Raw genomic sequence first — 16,567 nt, forward strand, 5'->3', positions numbered from 1 at the left:
CCCCTTTGAATGTTTGAAGCGTTTTCACGTTCCTCGGTTAAAACGGCGGTTCCCCGTACAGATGGCACGCAACTTGCCGACCCGGTGCAGCTTCCCGGAATTCCGGCACAATCGTTTCACACATCGGCATTTTGTATGGACATCTCGTATGGAAGATGCAGCCCGGCGGCGGTGAGGACGGGCTGGGCAGATCTCCCTTCAGGACAATTCGCTCGCGCTCCTCTGTTCCGTCTTTCTTGATGACGGGGATGGCAGAAAGCAGAGCCTGGGTGTACGGATGAAGCGGTTCTTCGTAAAGCGCCTCTTTGTCCGACAGTTCAACCAGCTTGCCAAGATACATGACGCCGACCCGGTCTGAAATATGCCGGACGACACTCAAATCATGCGAAATGAAAATGTAAGTGAGCCCGAGCTTCTCTTGAAGGTCCTCCAACAGGTTGATGATCTGTGCCTGAACGGACACATCCAGCGCCGATACCGCCTCATCCGCAATCACCAGTTCCGGATTCAGTACGAGCGCGCGGGCAATGCCGATCCGCTGACGCTGGCCGCCTGAAAACTCATGCGGATAGTTATTGATGACCGAACGATGTAGGCCGACCAGATCGAGCAGTTTCTCGATCCTTTCGATGCGCTCCTGTCTGCTTTCATAAAGGCCGTGCGCCTTCATTGGTTCGGCCAGTGCACTTCCAAGAGACTTCCTCGGGTTGAGGGAGGCATTCGGATCCTGGAATACCATCTGGATTTCCCGGCGGATGAGCGGGCGGAGCTGCTTCTCCGGCAGACCGGCAATATCTTTCCCGTTGTAGAGGATTTCCCCGCCTGTCGGTTCGTAAAGCCGGATGATCGATCGGCCCATTGTTGACTTTCCGCATCCCGACTCGCCCACAATCCCGATCGTTTCGCCTTTTTTCACGGCGAAGCTGACACCATCCACTGCCTTCACATGGCCCGTCACCCGCTGAAGCACACCTGTTTTGATTGGAAAATGCATTTTAAGATTTTTGACTTCAAGCAACGTTTCATGCTGACTTTCGGCGGCTTCTGCTTGTCCCGGTGAATGAATCGCTCCGATTCCGGTCATTGTGCCGCCTCCTCTTCATAAAGCACGCAGCGGACCGACCGACCATCCGGCAGCACCCGCATTTCCGGCACGCTTTCCGTACATTTGGACGTCGCCCGGCTGCACCGGGGGGCGAACCGGCATCCCGGCATTTCAGTGCCCGGTGCGGGAACATTTCCCGGGATGGCTTCAAGCCGCCGGATATCCCCGTCAATGGTCGGAACCGATCCGATCAGGCCTTCCGTATATGGATGAAGCGGATCGTTGAACAGCCGGTTGCTGTCGGCCATTTCCACAATCTGACCGGCATACATGACAATCACCCGTTCCGCCAGTTCGGAAACGACGCCGAGATCATGCGTGATCAGCAAAATTGAGGTGGAAAACTTCCGGCTGAGATCCTTCATCAGCTCCAGCACCTGCGCCTGAATCGTCACATCGAGCGCCGTGGTCGGCTCATCTGCGATCAGCAGCTTCGGGTTGCAGGACATTGCCATGGCGATCATGACCCGCTGACGCATCCCGCCGGACAACCGGTGAGGATAATCTTTCAACGTCTTTTCAGGATCAGCGAACCCGACGATTTCCAGCATTTCTGCCGACTTTTTCATGGCTTCTTTTTTACTCAGTTTCAAATGATGCATGACCACGCCCGACAGCTGATCCCCAATCGTCAGAACCGGATTGAGCGAGGTCATTGGTTCCTGGAAAATCATCGCCACTTCCCTGCCGCGCACTTCATACATCTTCTTTTCAGGCAATCCGACCAAATCGATTCCGTTCAATAAAATTTCGCCGCCTACGATTTTTCCGGCAGGCGCCGGAACCAGTCCCATGATGGACAGTGAGGTCATGCTCTTCCCGCAGCCGGACTCGCCGACGAGCGCAACCGTCTCTCCTTTGCCGATCGAAAACTCTACGCCGTCGACTGCCCGGACAGTCTTTTTATTTTTGTTGAAATAGGTCTTGAGGCTTTTCACTTCCAGAACATTTGTCGACATCTGATCCCCCCTTATCGAATATTTTTTCTATTCTGTTATCCATCTTGCAATCTTCATGCCAACTCGTAGTGTTTGGTTCTTCATGAATAGATGCAGTTTGAAGCGTCCACCTTTTTATACATGTCAATCAATTTGTCCACCTTTTTATACACACGTCATCTGCCACCATCCGGTTATCCGGCACGATTCTTGCAACAGCGTTATACTGTTGTTGGCGTATTTAAAAGGAGGAACCATCATGACATCCATTTATTCAGAAAGACGCGATCAGCTGAAAGAGCTGCTTCAGTCAGAGGGACTGCAGGGCGCGCTGATCACGTCGCCGGCGAATGTGTTTTATTTCACCGGATTTAACTCCGATCCCCACGAGCGGTTCATGGGGCTGCTGCTCCGCACGGACGGAAGCCCGGAGATCTTGTTCGTGCCGGCGCTGGATCTGTCGGCTGCGGAAGAGGCGTCCGATGTGCAGCACCTTGTTGCAATTTCGGATGATGAGCTGCCGTTTGAGAAGATCAAGGAAGCGGCGGGTTCCCTTTCCGGCAAGCTTGGGATTGAAGGGTCGGTCTTCTCGTACGAGCGGTATCAGCTTCTGTCGAAGGCTTATCCGCAGCTTGAGGTGCAGGATGTCGGTGCGCTCGCGGCACGGCTTCGCCTGAAGAAATCACCGGAAGAGCTGGACAAGCTCCGCACCGCGATCCGACTTATCGAAGAAGTGATGGAAGGCGCTGCCCGGAAGATCAGGGTCGGCATGACGGAAAGCGAACTGACCGCGGAGCTTGAGTTCCTCATGCGGAAAGTCGGCGCGGACGGCCCGTCGTTTTCGACGATGGTGCTGGCGGGCGAGAAGGCCGCCCTGCCGCACGGCAATCCGGGCGAGCGAAAGTTCCGGTCGGGGGATGTCATCCTGATCGACATGGGCGTCGTGAAAGACGGGTATTGCTCTGACATCACCCGGACGTTTGTCGTCGGCGAAGCGAGTGAGGAAACGCGGAAGATCTATGACATTGTCCTGAAGTCGACGCTGGCCGGCATTGAGGCTTCCCGGGAAGGCGCCGTGTTTGCGGACATCGACCGGGCTTCCCGCGATGTAATCTCGGAGGCCGGGTACGGTGAGTACTTCAACAACCGGGTCGGCCACGGGGTCGGCATCGAAGTCCATGAAGCACCGTCCGTCCACGGCCGAAACGAGGAACAGGCCGTGCCGGGGCAAGTGTTCACGATTGAGCCCGGCATCTACATCCCGGGCAAAATCGGCGTGCGGATCGAGGACATGGTCTTTATCGGCGAAGACGGAAAAGCGGAAGTGCTCACTTCCTTCCCAAGGGAGCTTCGCATCGTCGGATCCGACAACTGAATACGAAAATCCCGGCGTCCAAAAGGGCTCCGGGATTTTATTATTCCAATAAAGTGTCGAAATAGGCTGAAAGCGGTGATATAATAATAGGCAATCCACAGTAAGCGCTTCCAACGGAATTGAGGAGGAACGACAATGAACCTTGCAATGACCCAGCGCCAGGAACTCAAGCTGGTCATGACGATGGAACTGCGTCAGGCGATTGAAATTTTACAATACACCACATACGAACTCGAGCAATTTTTGATCGAGCAGCAGATGGACAATCCGCTCATCGAACTGCAGGAGCCCGCAGGAACATTCGACGAGCGGCCGTTCGGGGTCCGGCCGGCCGGAGGATCCCGGAACGGGATGCTGCCGGAATGCTGGAAAGGAACCGAGCCGCTTTTCCGCGATGAGTTGTGCGCGCTTGCCCGGATGACCTTCAAGGATGAAGCAGACCTGGCGCTTGTGCAGATGCTGATCTTGAACCTCGATGATGACGGTTATCTCCGGCTGCCGGATGATAAAGCCCTCTGCACTGACACGATCGACCATGGCATCCGCCTCCTTCAGCAGATCGGCCCGGCCGGCATCGGCGCCCGCTCTCTCCAAGAGTGCCTGCTTCTTCAATTGGAGCAGATCGGCGACAACGGCCCGGCTGCATCCATCATCCGCGACCATTTCGGCTTGCTTGCCCGAAACCGGTGGAGCGAGATGGCCGCACTGCTTGAGGTTCCGCTGAAGACCGTGAAAGAGGCGCAGGAGCTGATCCGTTCGCTTCAGCCGAAACCGTGCGGGTTCATCTCCGACTTCAAGCCGGACTATGTGACGCCGGATGTGATTGTCGAAGAAACGGCCGAAGGGCTCACGTTCCGTCTGAACGACCGGCATCTCCCGGAGCTCCGGATGAACCCCGACTACCTTTCGCTCCTGTCGTCGGAAAATGAGGCGACGGACTATTTGACGGATCAGTACCGTAAGTTCCGCTGGCTCCAGAACAGCCTCGACCAGCGACGGAGCACGATCATCAAGATTGTCGGCGTTCTCCTGGAAAAACAGCACCGCTTCTTTACGGGCGGCCCATGCTCGCTGCAGCCGCTGACCATGAAAGAAGTCGCGGACGAGATCGACATGCACGAATCGACCGTCAGCCGTGCGGTATCCGGCAAAACGATCCGGACGCCCGCAGGCACATTCGATCTGCGCAGCCTGTTCGGTTCCAAGCTGTCGACTGCGGACGGTGATGCCGTTTCCCAGAACAAGGTGAAAAGCCTGCTCCGTCAGCTTGTGGACGGGGAAAACAAATCCAAGCCACTTTCCGACCAAAAACTGGCGGATTATCTGAAACAGGACAAAGGCATCACCATCTCCCGCAGGACGATCAGCAAATACCGGGAAGAGCTGAATATCCCGTCATCCAGCATCCGCAAACAACTTTCCGTTTAAACAAACCATATGAAAAACCCGCAGGAAGCGAATCGATCGCGTTTCCTGCGGGTTTTTCTGTTGCGTCTTCACGCCTGTTCTTCCGAGAAGTGGCCCATCCAGTAGCGGTTGAGCAGGATGGCCATGCCGACGAGAATCGCGACGAGGAACGGGAACGGATGGCCGGCCGCCATCGTCGCCGCTCCGAGCAACGCCAGCGCCAGACCGAGCGAAACCGTGATCCGCATGCATCTGCCGAGCTTCCTGCCGGCGACTTTCCCGGTCAGCTTCTCAAGTCCATAGGAAACCAGGAGAACCAGGATTGCGACCCCTGCGGCAATCCCCAAAAATTCGATGACTGACATCATTTGCCCATCCCCTTCTGGTCAATTAACGAGTCATGGTTCTATTATACGCTAATTCCGACACACATTTCAGACTTTTCTGCCCTGTTCAGTGAAAATCCTTAATCTTCCTTGATGTTCACGAACACGCTTTTCACTTCCGTGTAGTTGGCGAGCCCGTACTCCCCGCCCATTTCACGGCCGATGCCCGACTGCTTGTAGCCGCCGAACGGCATCGTTTCCCACTCAAGGCCGAAGTCGTTCACCCAGACGGTGCCGGCCTGCAGCTTGCCTGCAATCCGGTGGCCTTTCTTGATGTTGGTCGTCCAGACGCTTGCGGCAAGCCCGTAGTCGCTGTCGTTCGCGCGGCGGACGACTTCTTCTTCCGTATCAAACGGGAACACCGCCATGACCGGCCCGAAAATCTCTTCACGTGCGATCGTCATGTCGTCTTTGACATCGGCAAAGATCGTCGGCTGGACAAAGTAGCCCTTGTCCGCCGCCTTGCCGCCGCCCGCCACGAGCCGGGCACCTTCCTCCTTGCCTTTCTCGATGTAACCGAGCACTGTCTCCATCTGCTTGGCCGACACGAGCGGCCCCATGTCCGTCTCCGGATCGAGTCCCGGTCCGACTTTCAGCGCATCCGCTCTCTTGGCAAGTTCCTCGACGACCCGGTCATACAGGCTGCGGTGGACATACACACGCGTGCAGGCACTGCAGTTCTGGCCGTGATTGTACATCGTGCCGTTGAACGTGCCCTCGATCGCTTCCTCAAGGTCTGCATCTTCCAGGACGATCGCCGGGGACTTTCCGCCGAGCTCGAGCGTGATGCCTTTGAGCTGATCCGCCGCCTTCTTCATCACTTCCTTGCCGACCGCGGTCGAACCCGTAAAGGCCACTTTGTCGACGTCCGGATGCGTGATGATCGCCTCGCCGGCCACCCGGCCCGCCCCCGGAACAACGTTGACGACACCGTCCGGGAAGCCCGCTTCCTTGAACAGCCGCGCAGCGTAAAGAAGAGACAGCGGCGTTTCGCTTGCCGGCTTGATGACGACCGTGCAGCCGACCGCAAGCGCGGAGCCGAGCTTCCACGCTGCCATCGCGAGCGGGAAATTCCACGGGATGACCTGGCCGACAACGCCGACCGGCTCATGCACCGTATACGTCACATAATCCGGCGAAACCTGCGTCGTCTTGCCGAACAACTTCGTCGCCCAACCCGCATAATAGCGGAAATGCTGGACCGTCCCGTCCACATCGTCCGCAAGCGCGGTCTCGTACGGCTTGCCGTTGTCGAGCGCCTCAAGCTGCGCCAGCTCTTCTCGGTTCTGTTCAAGCAGATCGGCGAACTTGTAGATGAGATGCGACCGCTCGGCGGATTCCATCTTCGTCCACTCGCCTTCGTCGAACGCCTTGCGCGCGGCGGCGACTGCCGCGTCCACGTCTTCCGCCTGGGCTTCGCTCACTTTTGCAATGACTTCCTCTGTCGCGGGATCCAGGACGTCGAATGTCTTCCCGCTTTTCGCTTCCGTGTATTCACCGTTGATGTACAGGCCTTTCGTTCCCGCGAGGAACTCACGGACTTTCGGCTTCAGGTCGTATTTCACTGCTTCCATCTTTTGTTCTCCCCCTTTTTATTGGCTGACGGTTTCAAGGCTGTCCATCAGTTCTTTCAGCCTGGCGTCTTCTTCGGCCGAAAGCGGCAAACGCGGTTTGCGGCACGGGCCTCCCGCCCAGCCTTTGAGCTCCATCGCGCGCTTGGAAATCTGGACATACTTGCCGGAGCCTTCCAGGAACTCACAGAGCGGGAGAAGCCGGTCGTACAGCTCCCATGCCTTGTCGAGGTCTCCTTCCTGGACCGAGTTATACAGGTCTGTCACCAGGCGCGGAGCGATGTTGCCGGAAACCGAAATCCAGCCGGTCGCCCCGACAAGGAGGGATTCGATGGCGAGATCTTCGGAACCGCAGAACACTTTGAGGTCGCCTTTCCCCTGACGTGCGATATCGCGGGCTTTTCGGATGTCGCCGCTTGATTCTTTGATGTGCGTGATGTTGTCGACATCGCGGCCGACCTTCAGGATGGTTTCCGTGCTGATGTCCACGCCGGATGTGAACGGGTTGTTGTAGATCATGACCGGGATCGAGACCGATTCCGCGACTGCCTTGAAGTGCTCGTAGATTTCGTCTTCTTTCGGGTGTGCATAGTACGAGTTGATGAGGAGCGCCGCATCGGCTCCGGCTTTTTCCGCCTGCTGTGTGTATTCAATCGCATCTTTCGTCGTCTCGGCGGCCGTTCCGATGATGAGCGGCACGCGTCCCGCAACTTGCTTCACGCCCGTTTCGGCAAGCTTGAAGCGTTCTTCTTTCGTGAGGCTGACGAATTCGCCCGTGCTGCCGTTGATGCAGAGGCCCGCCACACCTTCCTCGATGAACTTCTCGATGTTTTGCGCGAATCCTTCGTAGTTCACCGTTTCGTCTTCGTTCATAGGAGTGACCAATACCGGGAATGCACCTTCAAGTTTTTTCATGTTCATTTCCTCCATTCAGTTGGTTGGATTTTATTTAAGAGACCGAAAGCTTTTTGCCCGAGCGGGTCCGTTTGACCGGTTCCGCCTCCGGATCTGTGTACCAGATGAACATATTGCGGTAGCCGTAAATCAGGCAGATGATGAGCGCCAGGAAGTTGAACCAGAGAAACGGCAGGTAACTCAATGTGGATACGCCGAGCGTCATCGCCATGAACACGCCGCCGTCCGACCAGGGAACCATCGGCGTCGTCACCGTTCCGCCGGCTTCGGTGTTGCGCGACAGGACCCGCCGGTCGATGTGCAGCCGGTCGTAGCTTTCCGCCGTGATCTTGCTTCCGGTGATGACCGACACATAAGCGGCCCCGCCGAAAAAGTTGCCGAAAAATGCGGAGAGGATCGTCGTCAGCGTCAGGTTGCCGCTGTTGTTCGCCCAGCGGAGCAAGTAGTTACCGACCGCTTTCAGGACGCCGATCTTTTCCATCAGGCCGCCGACACCGAGCGCGAAGATGATCAGCACGATCACGTCGAGCATGAACACGATGCCGCCCCGGTTGAGCAGATTGTCGATGAACGGCACGCCGGATTGGATGGTGTTGCCGGCGTACAGGATGTTCACCGCATTAAGCGCGCTCACGCCCTGGAACAGGAACGCCCAGAGAGAGCCGAGCAGCGCGCCGAACAGGATGACGGGAATCGCCGGCTTTTTCAGCGCAAGCAGCAAGATGACGACCGCCGCCGGAATGACCATGTACCAGCCGATATTGAAGTATTCCTTGAGTGCCGCCATCGTTTCTGTGGCGGAGCTCATGTCTCCGCTCCCCCGGTAGAAGAATCCGACACCGAGGAACAGGAGCGCTGAGATGATCCACGCCGGCGTGCTCGCAGTCAGCATCGATTTGATGTGGTCGATCAGGTCCACTTTGGACAAGGACGCCGTCATGACGGTCGTGTCCGAGAGCGGCGACAGCTTATCGCCGACGTAGCAGCCCGAGATGACCGCACCCGCGACGAGCGGCAGCGGGAAGCCGAAGCTCGCGCCGATGCCCATCATCGCGATCCCGGCTGTACCGGCGGAACCGAACGACGTGCCGGTCGCAATCGACGTGACCGTACAGATGAGGAACGCCGCGAACAGGAAGATCGCCGGATTGATGACCGTCAGCCCGTAGTAGATGATCGACGGAACGACCCCTCCCGCGATCCACGTCCCGATCAGTGCACCGACCGAGATGAGGATCAGGATGGACTCCAGCCCGTCATAGATTCCCCTCAGCAGGCCGTCCTGCATTTCCTTGTAGTTGTAACCGATCTTCAGACCGACGAGCATGATGAGCGCCCATGTTGTGAGCAGCGCCAGCTGGATCGAAATCTCGAATTTGACGATGAACATGAACATGATCACTGTGAATCCGATGAGCACAAACAGCATTTCGCCGAGTGTCGGCAATCGCTTTTCGCTTTCCATCTCATTCCTCCTTTTATTGGCCGTGTCTCCCCCATCTCCTTGCGACTTAGTTCTTATGAAGTGTTGATTTTTGAATCAAGCGATGACGAAGCCTTGTTCGAGCGGGTCTTCACGGTCGAACACGAAGTCGTGGGTGCCGGTGACAAACGGCTCGGCGGTCACCTTGCCGGCGAGACTTGCTTCGTCCGTAAGTTCCGCGGTGAGTGAGCTGCCGAAGATGCTTTCATTTTCCAACTTCCGGGCGTCCGTCCGCTTCGCCTGTTCGGCGAGGAGGGCGAGTGTTGTGTCGAAGCCCGGCGAGCGCAAAATGTAGCCGTCCGGCTCAAAAGTCACCGTCCGCACCCGGCCGTCGCCGAGCTTTTCTGCGACAATGACACCGCTGAATGAAACCCCTTCATCCGTCAGTTCGCGTGACTTGGAAGCTCCCCAGTCCGACAGGGCCGCGAGATGCTCCAGCTCGATTGCCGGAATGTCCGCCGGCAGCGGGTAGATCAAATAATTCCGTTCCCCGTCGATGCAGACGGACGGCCGCTCCGGCTCGCCCGACACTTCTGCCGAGCGGCTCACCGCCGTCACGGACATCACTTCGTCTCCCGACATATCCGCTTTCACGCGGTGGATCCCCATCACGGTATCGACCGTGTACTCATCATTTTCCGTCCGGGCCAGATTGCCGGTTTCCAGCAGGGCGGCAAGTGCCGCCATGACCCCTTCATACTTGAATGCGCTTACCCGGTCATGGACGAAAAACAGCAATCCTGCATTCGCTTCCAACGATTCGGTGATGATGCAGCCGTGCATCCCCCTGTGGCCGCGCGGTTCATTGAGCAGCAGGTTCTTTTCCGTCCGGTACGCTTCGGCCAATGCAGCCGCCTTTGTTTTCAGGTCTTTTCCGGCGGGACGGATCGGCGACCGGGTGACGATGCGGTATGCCTCACCCGCCGTATGGGCGTCAATCGAGCTGTATAGTTTAGAAAACTCCATTCAGACTCCCTCCTTTGCAGCTGCCGGAGCCGCTTCTTCATGATCCATCGGCGGGATGAGCAGATAACCTTCCCGCAGCGGATCGCGTTCATTGTAAAAGAACCGGTGCATCCCCATGATCCATGCGGAGCCGGACACTTCCGTCAGGACCGCCTCCCTGCCGCCGGCGTCCGTCGTGCCGAGCACTCGGGCGCGGAACAGAGTGCCGACGATGCTTTCGTGGACGAACGGCTCATCCTGCCCGATCTTCCCCTGCGCGTAAAGTGTCGCCAGCTTGGCGGAAGTGCCCGTGCCGCACGGCGACCGGTCGATGCCGCCCGGCGGGACGACGACCGTGTTCTTCACATCCCCCTCCGGATGAACGGGATCCGTGTAAAATTCGATGTGCGTCAGGCCGCTGATAAACGGATACTGCGGATGCACGATTTCCTCCCGCTCATTGATCGCATTGCGGATCGTGATCGCTTTGTTGATGATTTCGGAAGCGTGTTCTTCCGTCAGCGTCAGTCCGAGCTTGCGGGCGTCGATGATTCCGTAGAAATTGCCGCCGTATGCGATATCCGCCTCGACCCGCCCGATTCCGTCGATGTCGATTTCAATTGACTTCAGCAGGAAGGCGGGGACGTTTTCGAACGTCACTTCTTTCGCCTTGCCGTCCTCGACGCGCACCCGCACGTCGACGAGTCCCGCCGGCGTGTCGACTTTAATATCTGTGAACGGCTCCTTCACTTCGATCAGGCCGGCTTCGACAAGCGCCGTGCAGAACCCGATCGTGTCATGGCCGCACATCGGCAAATAGCCGCCCGTTTCAATGTAGATAACCCCGACATCTGCGTCCGGATGGCACGGATCCGTCATGAGTGCACCGGACATGACGCCGTGCCCCCTCGGTTCATTCATGAGGAACTTCCGGATCCAGTCGAACCGGTTCTGCATGTCGAGCATCTTCTCGGACATCGTGTTCCCGCTGAGCGGCGGCAGACCGCTGATGACGGTCCGCGTCGGATTCCCGCCCGTGTGCGTGTCGATCGTCTGGAACACCCGCTGGCACTTCATTTAAACCCCCACCTTTTCTTTGAACCGGCTCAATCGGACAGGCTCCGTCGGGATGCATGTCTCTTTGCCGTTCAGCATTTCTTCCACCACTTTTCCGGTCACCGCCGCGAGGCTGATGCCGTCCCCTTCATGGCCCGCCGCGATGTAGAAGCCCGGGATCCCCTCGACTTCCGAGATGATCGGCAGATGGTCCTCCGTCCACGGACGCAGGCCCGCATAAGTGCGGATCACCGTCATATCAGCAATCTTCGGGTAGAAGCGCACCGCACGCTTCGCGATATAGCGGGTCACTTCATGATTCACTTTCGTGTTGAAACCGGCGAACTGGCGGCTGCTGCCGATGAGGAAGTTCTGGCTTTCCGTCGGCTCGAACACGAGCGCAACCCCGTATTTCTCGGTCATCTCGTCGACGACCCGCTCCCCGCCGAACTTGGAGATCAAATAGCCGAACTCCATGACTTTCCGGAGGCCGACCATCTCCTGGCGCGACGCAACGATGAGTTGCCCTTTCCTCGGGTGGATCGGCACGTCGACACCAAGCATCGAGCCGATCCGCGGCGCCCAGACGCCTCCGGCATTGACGACTTTATTGGCCGTGAATGTGTCGCCGCTTGTCTCGATCGTGAATGTCCCGTCCGGATTTCTCCGGAGGTTCGTCACTTCGGTGTTCGTATGAATGCGCGCGCCCTGCTTCTTGGCGGAATGAAACATCGAAAACGTCAGCATGTACGGATTGACCGTCGAATCGGTCTTGCATTCCAGTCCGCCGTACAGATCATCCGCAAAAAACTTGGATTCATTGCGCAGGTCTTCCCGGTCGAGCATTTTAAAGTCGAGCCCCGCCGCCAGCTGGCGGTCGACCCACTGCTGGGCCGCTTCCATTTCCGCGTCGTTCTCGCAGACGAGAATGCTGCCGGGATTGCGGTATTCAAACGGCACCTCGAGTTCACTGCTCAGCTCATGGACAAGCTGCTGGCTCACGAGCGACATCTGGCTGTCAAAGCCTGGGTCTTTGTCGATGGCGAGAATATTGCCGTCGCACCGGGAAGACGTGCCGCTCGCAAGCGACCCTTTCTCAAGAACGGTAATATCGAGTCCTGACTTCGACCCGTAGTATGCAATGGCGGCGCCCATGATTCCGCCGCCGATCACGACAACATCACGATTGATCTGGGATGACATAACGTTCCCCCTTCCTGGATTCCTTGCCTGCCCTATAAACTATGCAAGTGTCATGCCAACCCGGAAAGTTCTTTTAATTCAAATATTCTATTGATTCTATCGCCGTCTCCTGTAAAATATGTTGGACAGTGACTAATAACTTTGACAGGAGGAGACGTCCAGATGTTTAAACAGCCGCTTGAAATCGACCCGTTCATGAGTCCTGCCGTTCCGGAGGATGAAAATCACGCGATCCCTGTCCTTTCCGTCCGGGCCGGCCGGCCGCTTGAAGAAGCCATCGCCCTGCTCGGTGATTATCCGTATCTGCTCGTTGAGGATGAAGACGGACATAAAATCGGACACCTCAGCTACGAGACCGTCGCCCTCACTATGTTGGAAGCATTCAAGCGCAAGTGCGCCTATTTGGACACGATCCTCGAAACGATCAATGAATCGTGCACCGTCATCGATGAAGAGGCCCGCGTCGTTCATTGGACGCGGGGTGCGGAAGACATCTTTTCCGTGAAGGATGAAGACATACTCGGCAGGCCGATCACGGATTTCTTCCGCTCCGATCAGCTGGAAATCCTGAAATCGCTCCAGGACGGCTCCTCCGTCCTGCATCAGCAACACCATGCGCGGGAAGACCTCGTCGTGCTCATCAACTCGAACCCTGTTCTTCTCGACGGGGAAATTGTCGGGGCAGTCGTCGCGGAAACCGACATCACCAGCCAGATCCGTCTCAACAACGAACTGCACAGCACGTCCGAAAAGCTGTTCAGGCTGGAGGAACAGATCCGGAAAACGTCTGCCTCGGCCGACCCGTTCTCTTATATAAAAGGGAACAGCCAAGAACTCAAGCGGACGATCGATCTGACGACGAAGGCCGCCCGCACGATGGCCAGCATCCTGATCAACGGGGAAAGCGGCACCGGGAAAGAGCTGTTCGCCAAAGCCGTCCATCATCTGAGGGAAAATGACGACGCCCCGTTCATCGCGATCAACTGCGGCGCCATATCGGGGAGTCTGTTCGAAAGCGAAATCTTCGGCTATGAAAAAGGAGCCTTCTCCGGCGCCGATGCAAAAGGCAAAAAAGGAAAAGTCGAGCTTGCAAGGGGCGGGACGTTATTTCTCGATGAAATCGGCGAGATGCCGCTCGAGATGCAAGTGAAGTTCCTCCGTCTTCTCCAGGAAAAACGGTTTTTCCGTGTCGGGGGAACGAAGGAAATCGAAGTGGATTTCCGTGTGGTCGCGGCGACGAACCGCAACCTGAAAGAGCTTGTCGATGAAGGGAAATTCCGCGAAGACCTGTACTACCGGCTCAACGTCGTGAACATCAAAATCCCGCCGCTCCGCGACCGGATCGAAGACATCCTGGAACTCTCGCATTACTTCCTCTATGAGTTTTCGGTCAAGTACAACCGCCCGATCCACGGCGTTTCCCAGGAAGTGATGCAGTCCCTGCTCAAACATGACTGGCCCGGCAACATCCGCGAACTGCGCAACGTGATCGAGCGGCTTGTCATCTTCTCGGACAACGGCGAGATCAAAACCGATGATCTGCCAGCCGAAATCGAACGGATCACCGAACCGGCTGTCCGGGAAAAGACGCATCTCTCCGTCAAAAACGGCAGCGGAACCCTCGCCGAGCAGCTTCAGGAGTATGAACGCGCCGTCCTCGTGCGCGAACTGGAAAACGCGGGCGGCAACAAACAGCTGTGCGCCGCGAACCTCGGCATCACCCGGGCCACACTTTACAACCGGATGAACAAACTCGGCATCAGCCTGTGATGGTTGGCATGAAACTTGCAATGATTCAGGGAGAGCAAAAAGTCTGGAACCAGGGGGGATCTTGAAATGGCCGACAAGGACATGATTATATGCAGATGCGAAGAAGTGACGTACGGTGAACTGGTGGAGACCGCCGAAGAATACGGATGCAATGCACGCGAATTGAAGCTACGCACCCGAGCGGGAATGGGTTACTGCGGCGGCCGGACATGCAGGAATATGGTGGACGCCGTCGCCTGCACCGTAACCGAACGGGATTCCACGCAAGTCACGCTGAAGTATCAGCCGCCGGTGCGGCCGGTTCATTTTGGTGACCTGGGGGCGATCGGCCATGACTGAACGGATTCTGGATCATCCGGTTCTCGGCAAGCTGGACGCTTCGCCGAAAGTGAGCTTCCTCTTCAACGGGAAAGAATATGAAGGCATCGAAAATGAACCGATCGCGGCGGCGCTTCTGGCCAACGGCGTGCGGACGCTTCGCCGGCACGAGGAAAGCGGCAGCCCGCGCGGCATTTATTGCAACATCGGGCACTGCTTCGAATGCCGGGTGACGGTGGACGGCGTGCAGGGGATGAGGGCGTGCCTCACCCCGGTCAAAGACGGCATGGTCGTCACGGGCGGCGGACAGCTGGACGCACCGGTGCGGGATTGGAGGAAAAACAATGGCTGACCTGATCATCATCGGAAGCGGACCCGCGGGACTTTCTGCCGGCATCACCGCGGCGGAATGCGGGCTGTCCGTTCTTATCCTCGACGAATACCTGAAGCCCGGCGGCCGGCTGCTCGGCCAGCTCTATGAAGAACCCGGCGGAAAATGGTGGAACGGCATCGAAGAAACGAGGAAACTCGAAGAACGGGCGGCTGCTCTCGGCCTTGACATCCGGCTCGGCACCGCCGTTTCAAACATCGAAAAAGAAGACGGGCTCTGGCATGTGTACACGGACCGCGAGACATTCACGGCGCCGTCCCTCCTGCTCGCGACGGGTGCGGCCGAATCGCCGGTCGCCATACCGGGCTGGACACTGCCAGGCGTCATGAGCGTCGGCGCCGCGCAGGTCATGACGAACGTCCACCGGGTGAAACCGGGCAGCCGCGGCGTCATCATCGGCGTGAACGTCTTGTCTTCGGCGATCGCCATGGAGCTGAACATGGCCGGCATCGACGTCGCCGCCATCGCCCTGCCGAAGATGAACAAAGTGAACAAAGACGGCGCAAATCCTGCGGGCGTCATGGATTCATTGCTTCATGTGTCCCACATGGCCCCGTCCAAATTCGTCCAGTTCGGCAGCAAGCTTATGCAGAACGACTTCATGAAGAAACTCGGCATCACGTTCTACCCGAAAGGCGGCGTGAAAATGTGGGGCATCCCGGTCATGCTCCGCAAAGCCGTCATCGAAATCTGCGGCAAAGAGCAGGTCGAGGGTGTCATCCTGGCCACGGTCACGACGGATGGCCGGGTGGTCCCGGGAAGCGAGCAGCGCATCGACGCCGACTTCGTCTGCATTGCCGGCGGCCTGTACCCGCTCGCCGAACTGATCGGCCTCACCGGCTGCCCGTTCCACCATATCGACGAACTCGGCGGATACGTTCCGCTGCACAATGAACAAATGGAAACCCCGGTCGACGGCCTCTACGTCGCCGGCAACATCACCGGCATCGAAGGCGCCAAAGTCGCCATGAGCCAAGGCGTGGCCGCCGCCCTCTCGATCGCCCGCAACTCCGGCCGGCAGGGGCTCGACGACATCCTCCGGGAAGCCGTCGACTACGTCAGTGAGACGCGGCGGAAAGCCCACATCCAGTTCCACCCCGAAGTGGCGGAAGGCCGCCGGAAGATGCAACAATACTGGGAAGAATATGAGGCAGCGCAAGAGCGGATTGCGCCGGAAGAGCCGGCTGCGGAAAAGGAAGTGCTGCAGGGCGTTTGATGGAGTGGATGGGTGGTTGAGTTGATGGAGCCTTGCTTCCTTTGGGAGCAGGGCTTTTTTGATGGGGATTGGGGCGAGAGGGGGTGGGTGAGTGAGCGCGTTGGGCGGCTGAGTGAGCGCATAGGCGGGACGAGTGAGCGCGTTGGGCGACCGAGTGGAATCGTAGAGCGGCTGAGTGGAATCATCGGCTTTCCTCCCCCTCTCTCAGGGTGAGGGGGGCGTAGTAACCCGTCGTGAGGAATCGCTGGCACCCGCCGCCTCCTCTTTATGGGGATTCGGGGGGACGAGCGAGCGCATAGGGGCTCCGAGTGAGCGCATTGGGCAGCCGAGTGGAATCGTAGAGCGGCTGAGTGGAATCATAGAGCGGCTGAGTGGAATCATAGAGCGGCTGAGTGGAATCACAGCCCCCGCTGCCCCTCCTGTTATTGCTAGTCTCCGATGGCCAAATGCTGACGGCATTGCCTGTCCGGAGATTGACGGATATACTG

General features: G+C 57.7%; 15 protein-coding genes. 6 read left to right on the top strand and 9 right to left on the bottom strand.

Going from position 1 to position 16,567, the window contains the following annotated elements:
• Window positions 1-37: 37 nt before the first annotated feature.
• Both ACFFIY_RS05170 and ACFFIY_RS05175 read right to left on the bottom strand, forming a co-directional pair.
• Window positions 38-1,084, bottom strand: coding sequence for an ABC transporter ATP-binding protein (locus tag ACFFIY_RS05170; RefSeq protein ID WP_354195637.1), 1,047 nt, complete (start codon window positions 1,082-1,084; stop codon window positions 38-40).
• On the bottom strand, window positions 1,081-2,064 hold the full coding sequence (locus ACFFIY_RS05175) for an ABC transporter ATP-binding protein (protein ID WP_354195635.1): 984 nt from the start codon (window positions 2,062-2,064) through the stop codon (window positions 1,081-1,083). Before ACFFIY_RS05175 ends, ACFFIY_RS05170 begins: the two co-directional genes overlap by 4 nt.
• A 238-nt stretch (window positions 2,065-2,302) precedes the next feature.
• On the opposite strand from ACFFIY_RS05175, the gene ACFFIY_RS05180 reads away from it, so the two are divergent.
• On the top strand, window positions 2,303-3,418 hold the full coding sequence (locus ACFFIY_RS05180; protein WP_354195633.1) for a M24 family metallopeptidase: 1,116 nt from the start codon (window positions 2,303-2,305) through the stop codon (window positions 3,416-3,418).
• A 135-nt stretch (window positions 3,419-3,553) separates the two neighbouring features.
• Window positions 3,554-4,846 carry an RNA polymerase factor sigma-54 gene (gene rpoN / locus ACFFIY_RS05185; RefSeq protein WP_354195631.1) on the top strand — a complete coding sequence of 431 codons (1,293 nt, stop codon included), beginning with the start codon at window positions 3,554-3,556 and terminating at the stop codon, window positions 4,844-4,846.
• Window positions 4,847-4,914: 68 nt separating this feature from the next.
• Here rpoN and ACFFIY_RS05190 read toward each other — a convergent pair whose 3' ends face one another.
• The 7 genes from ACFFIY_RS05190 to ACFFIY_RS05220 all read right to left on the bottom strand — a co-directional run bounded on the left by ACFFIY_RS05190 (window position 4,915) and on the right by ACFFIY_RS05220 (window position 12,384).
• Window positions 4,915-5,193, bottom strand: coding sequence for a hypothetical protein (locus ACFFIY_RS05190; protein WP_354195629.1), 279 nt, complete (start codon window positions 5,191-5,193; stop codon window positions 4,915-4,917).
• A gap of 98 nt (window positions 5,194-5,291) precedes the next feature.
• Entirely contained in the window at window positions 5,292-6,785 is a 1,494-nt protein-coding gene (locus tag ACFFIY_RS05195) for an aldehyde dehydrogenase family protein (RefSeq protein WP_354195627.1), read from the bottom strand.
• An 18-nt stretch (window positions 6,786-6,803) separates the two neighbouring features.
• Complete coding sequence (gene dapA, locus ACFFIY_RS05200) at window positions 6,804-7,697, bottom strand: 4-hydroxy-tetrahydrodipicolinate synthase (protein WP_354195625.1); 894 nt, start codon at window positions 7,695-7,697, stop codon at window positions 6,804-6,806.
• Between the two features lie 34 nt (window positions 7,698-7,731).
• Entirely contained in the window at window positions 7,732-9,162 is a 1,431-nt protein-coding gene (gene nhaC / locus ACFFIY_RS05205; protein ID WP_354195624.1) for a Na+/H+ antiporter NhaC, read from the bottom strand.
• A gap of 75 nt (window positions 9,163-9,237) precedes the next feature.
• Window positions 9,238-10,146: a proline racemase family protein gene (locus ACFFIY_RS05210; protein WP_354195623.1), complete on the bottom strand. Its 909-nt coding sequence runs from the start codon at window positions 10,144-10,146 to the stop codon at window positions 9,238-9,240.
• The gene (locus tag ACFFIY_RS05215; RefSeq protein WP_354195622.1) at window positions 10,147-11,202 is read right to left on the bottom strand and encodes a proline racemase family protein; all 1,056 of its coding nucleotides are present in this window, start codon (window positions 11,200-11,202) and stop codon (window positions 10,147-10,149) included.
• On the bottom strand, window positions 11,203-12,384 hold the full coding sequence (locus ACFFIY_RS05220) for an NAD(P)/FAD-dependent oxidoreductase (protein ID WP_354195621.1): 1,182 nt from the start codon (window positions 12,382-12,384) through the stop codon (window positions 11,203-11,205).
• Window positions 12,385-12,546: 162 nt separating this feature from the next.
• Here ACFFIY_RS05220 and ACFFIY_RS05225 point away from each other — a divergent pair, with 162 nt between their 5' ends.
• The 4 genes from ACFFIY_RS05225 (at window position 12,547) to ACFFIY_RS05240 (ending at window position 16,079) form a co-directional block, all read left to right on the top strand.
• A complete protein-coding gene (locus ACFFIY_RS05225) occupies window positions 12,547-14,154 on the top strand; it encodes a sigma-54 interaction domain-containing protein (protein ID WP_354195619.1) in 1,608 nt (535 codons plus the stop codon).
• A gap of 66 nt (window positions 14,155-14,220) precedes the next feature.
• A complete protein-coding gene (locus tag ACFFIY_RS05230; RefSeq protein WP_354195617.1) occupies window positions 14,221-14,493 on the top strand; it encodes a (2Fe-2S)-binding protein in 273 nt (90 codons plus the stop codon).
• Window positions 14,486-14,824 (top strand): (2Fe-2S)-binding protein, encoded by a 339-nt coding sequence (locus tag ACFFIY_RS05235; protein ID WP_354195615.1) that lies wholly within the window; start codon window positions 14,486-14,488, stop codon window positions 14,822-14,824. Before ACFFIY_RS05230 ends, ACFFIY_RS05235 begins: the two co-directional genes overlap by 8 nt.
• A complete protein-coding gene (locus ACFFIY_RS05240; protein WP_354195613.1) occupies window positions 14,817-16,079 on the top strand; it encodes an NAD(P)/FAD-dependent oxidoreductase in 1,263 nt (420 codons plus the stop codon). Before ACFFIY_RS05235 ends, ACFFIY_RS05240 begins: the two co-directional genes overlap by 8 nt.
• The last annotated feature ends 488 nt before the right edge of the window (window positions 16,080-16,567 follow it).

The organism is Bhargavaea ullalensis (genome assembly GCF_042432615.1).
Classification (GTDB): Bacteria; Bacillota; Bacilli; order Bacillales_A; family Planococcaceae; genus Bhargavaea; species Bhargavaea ullalensis.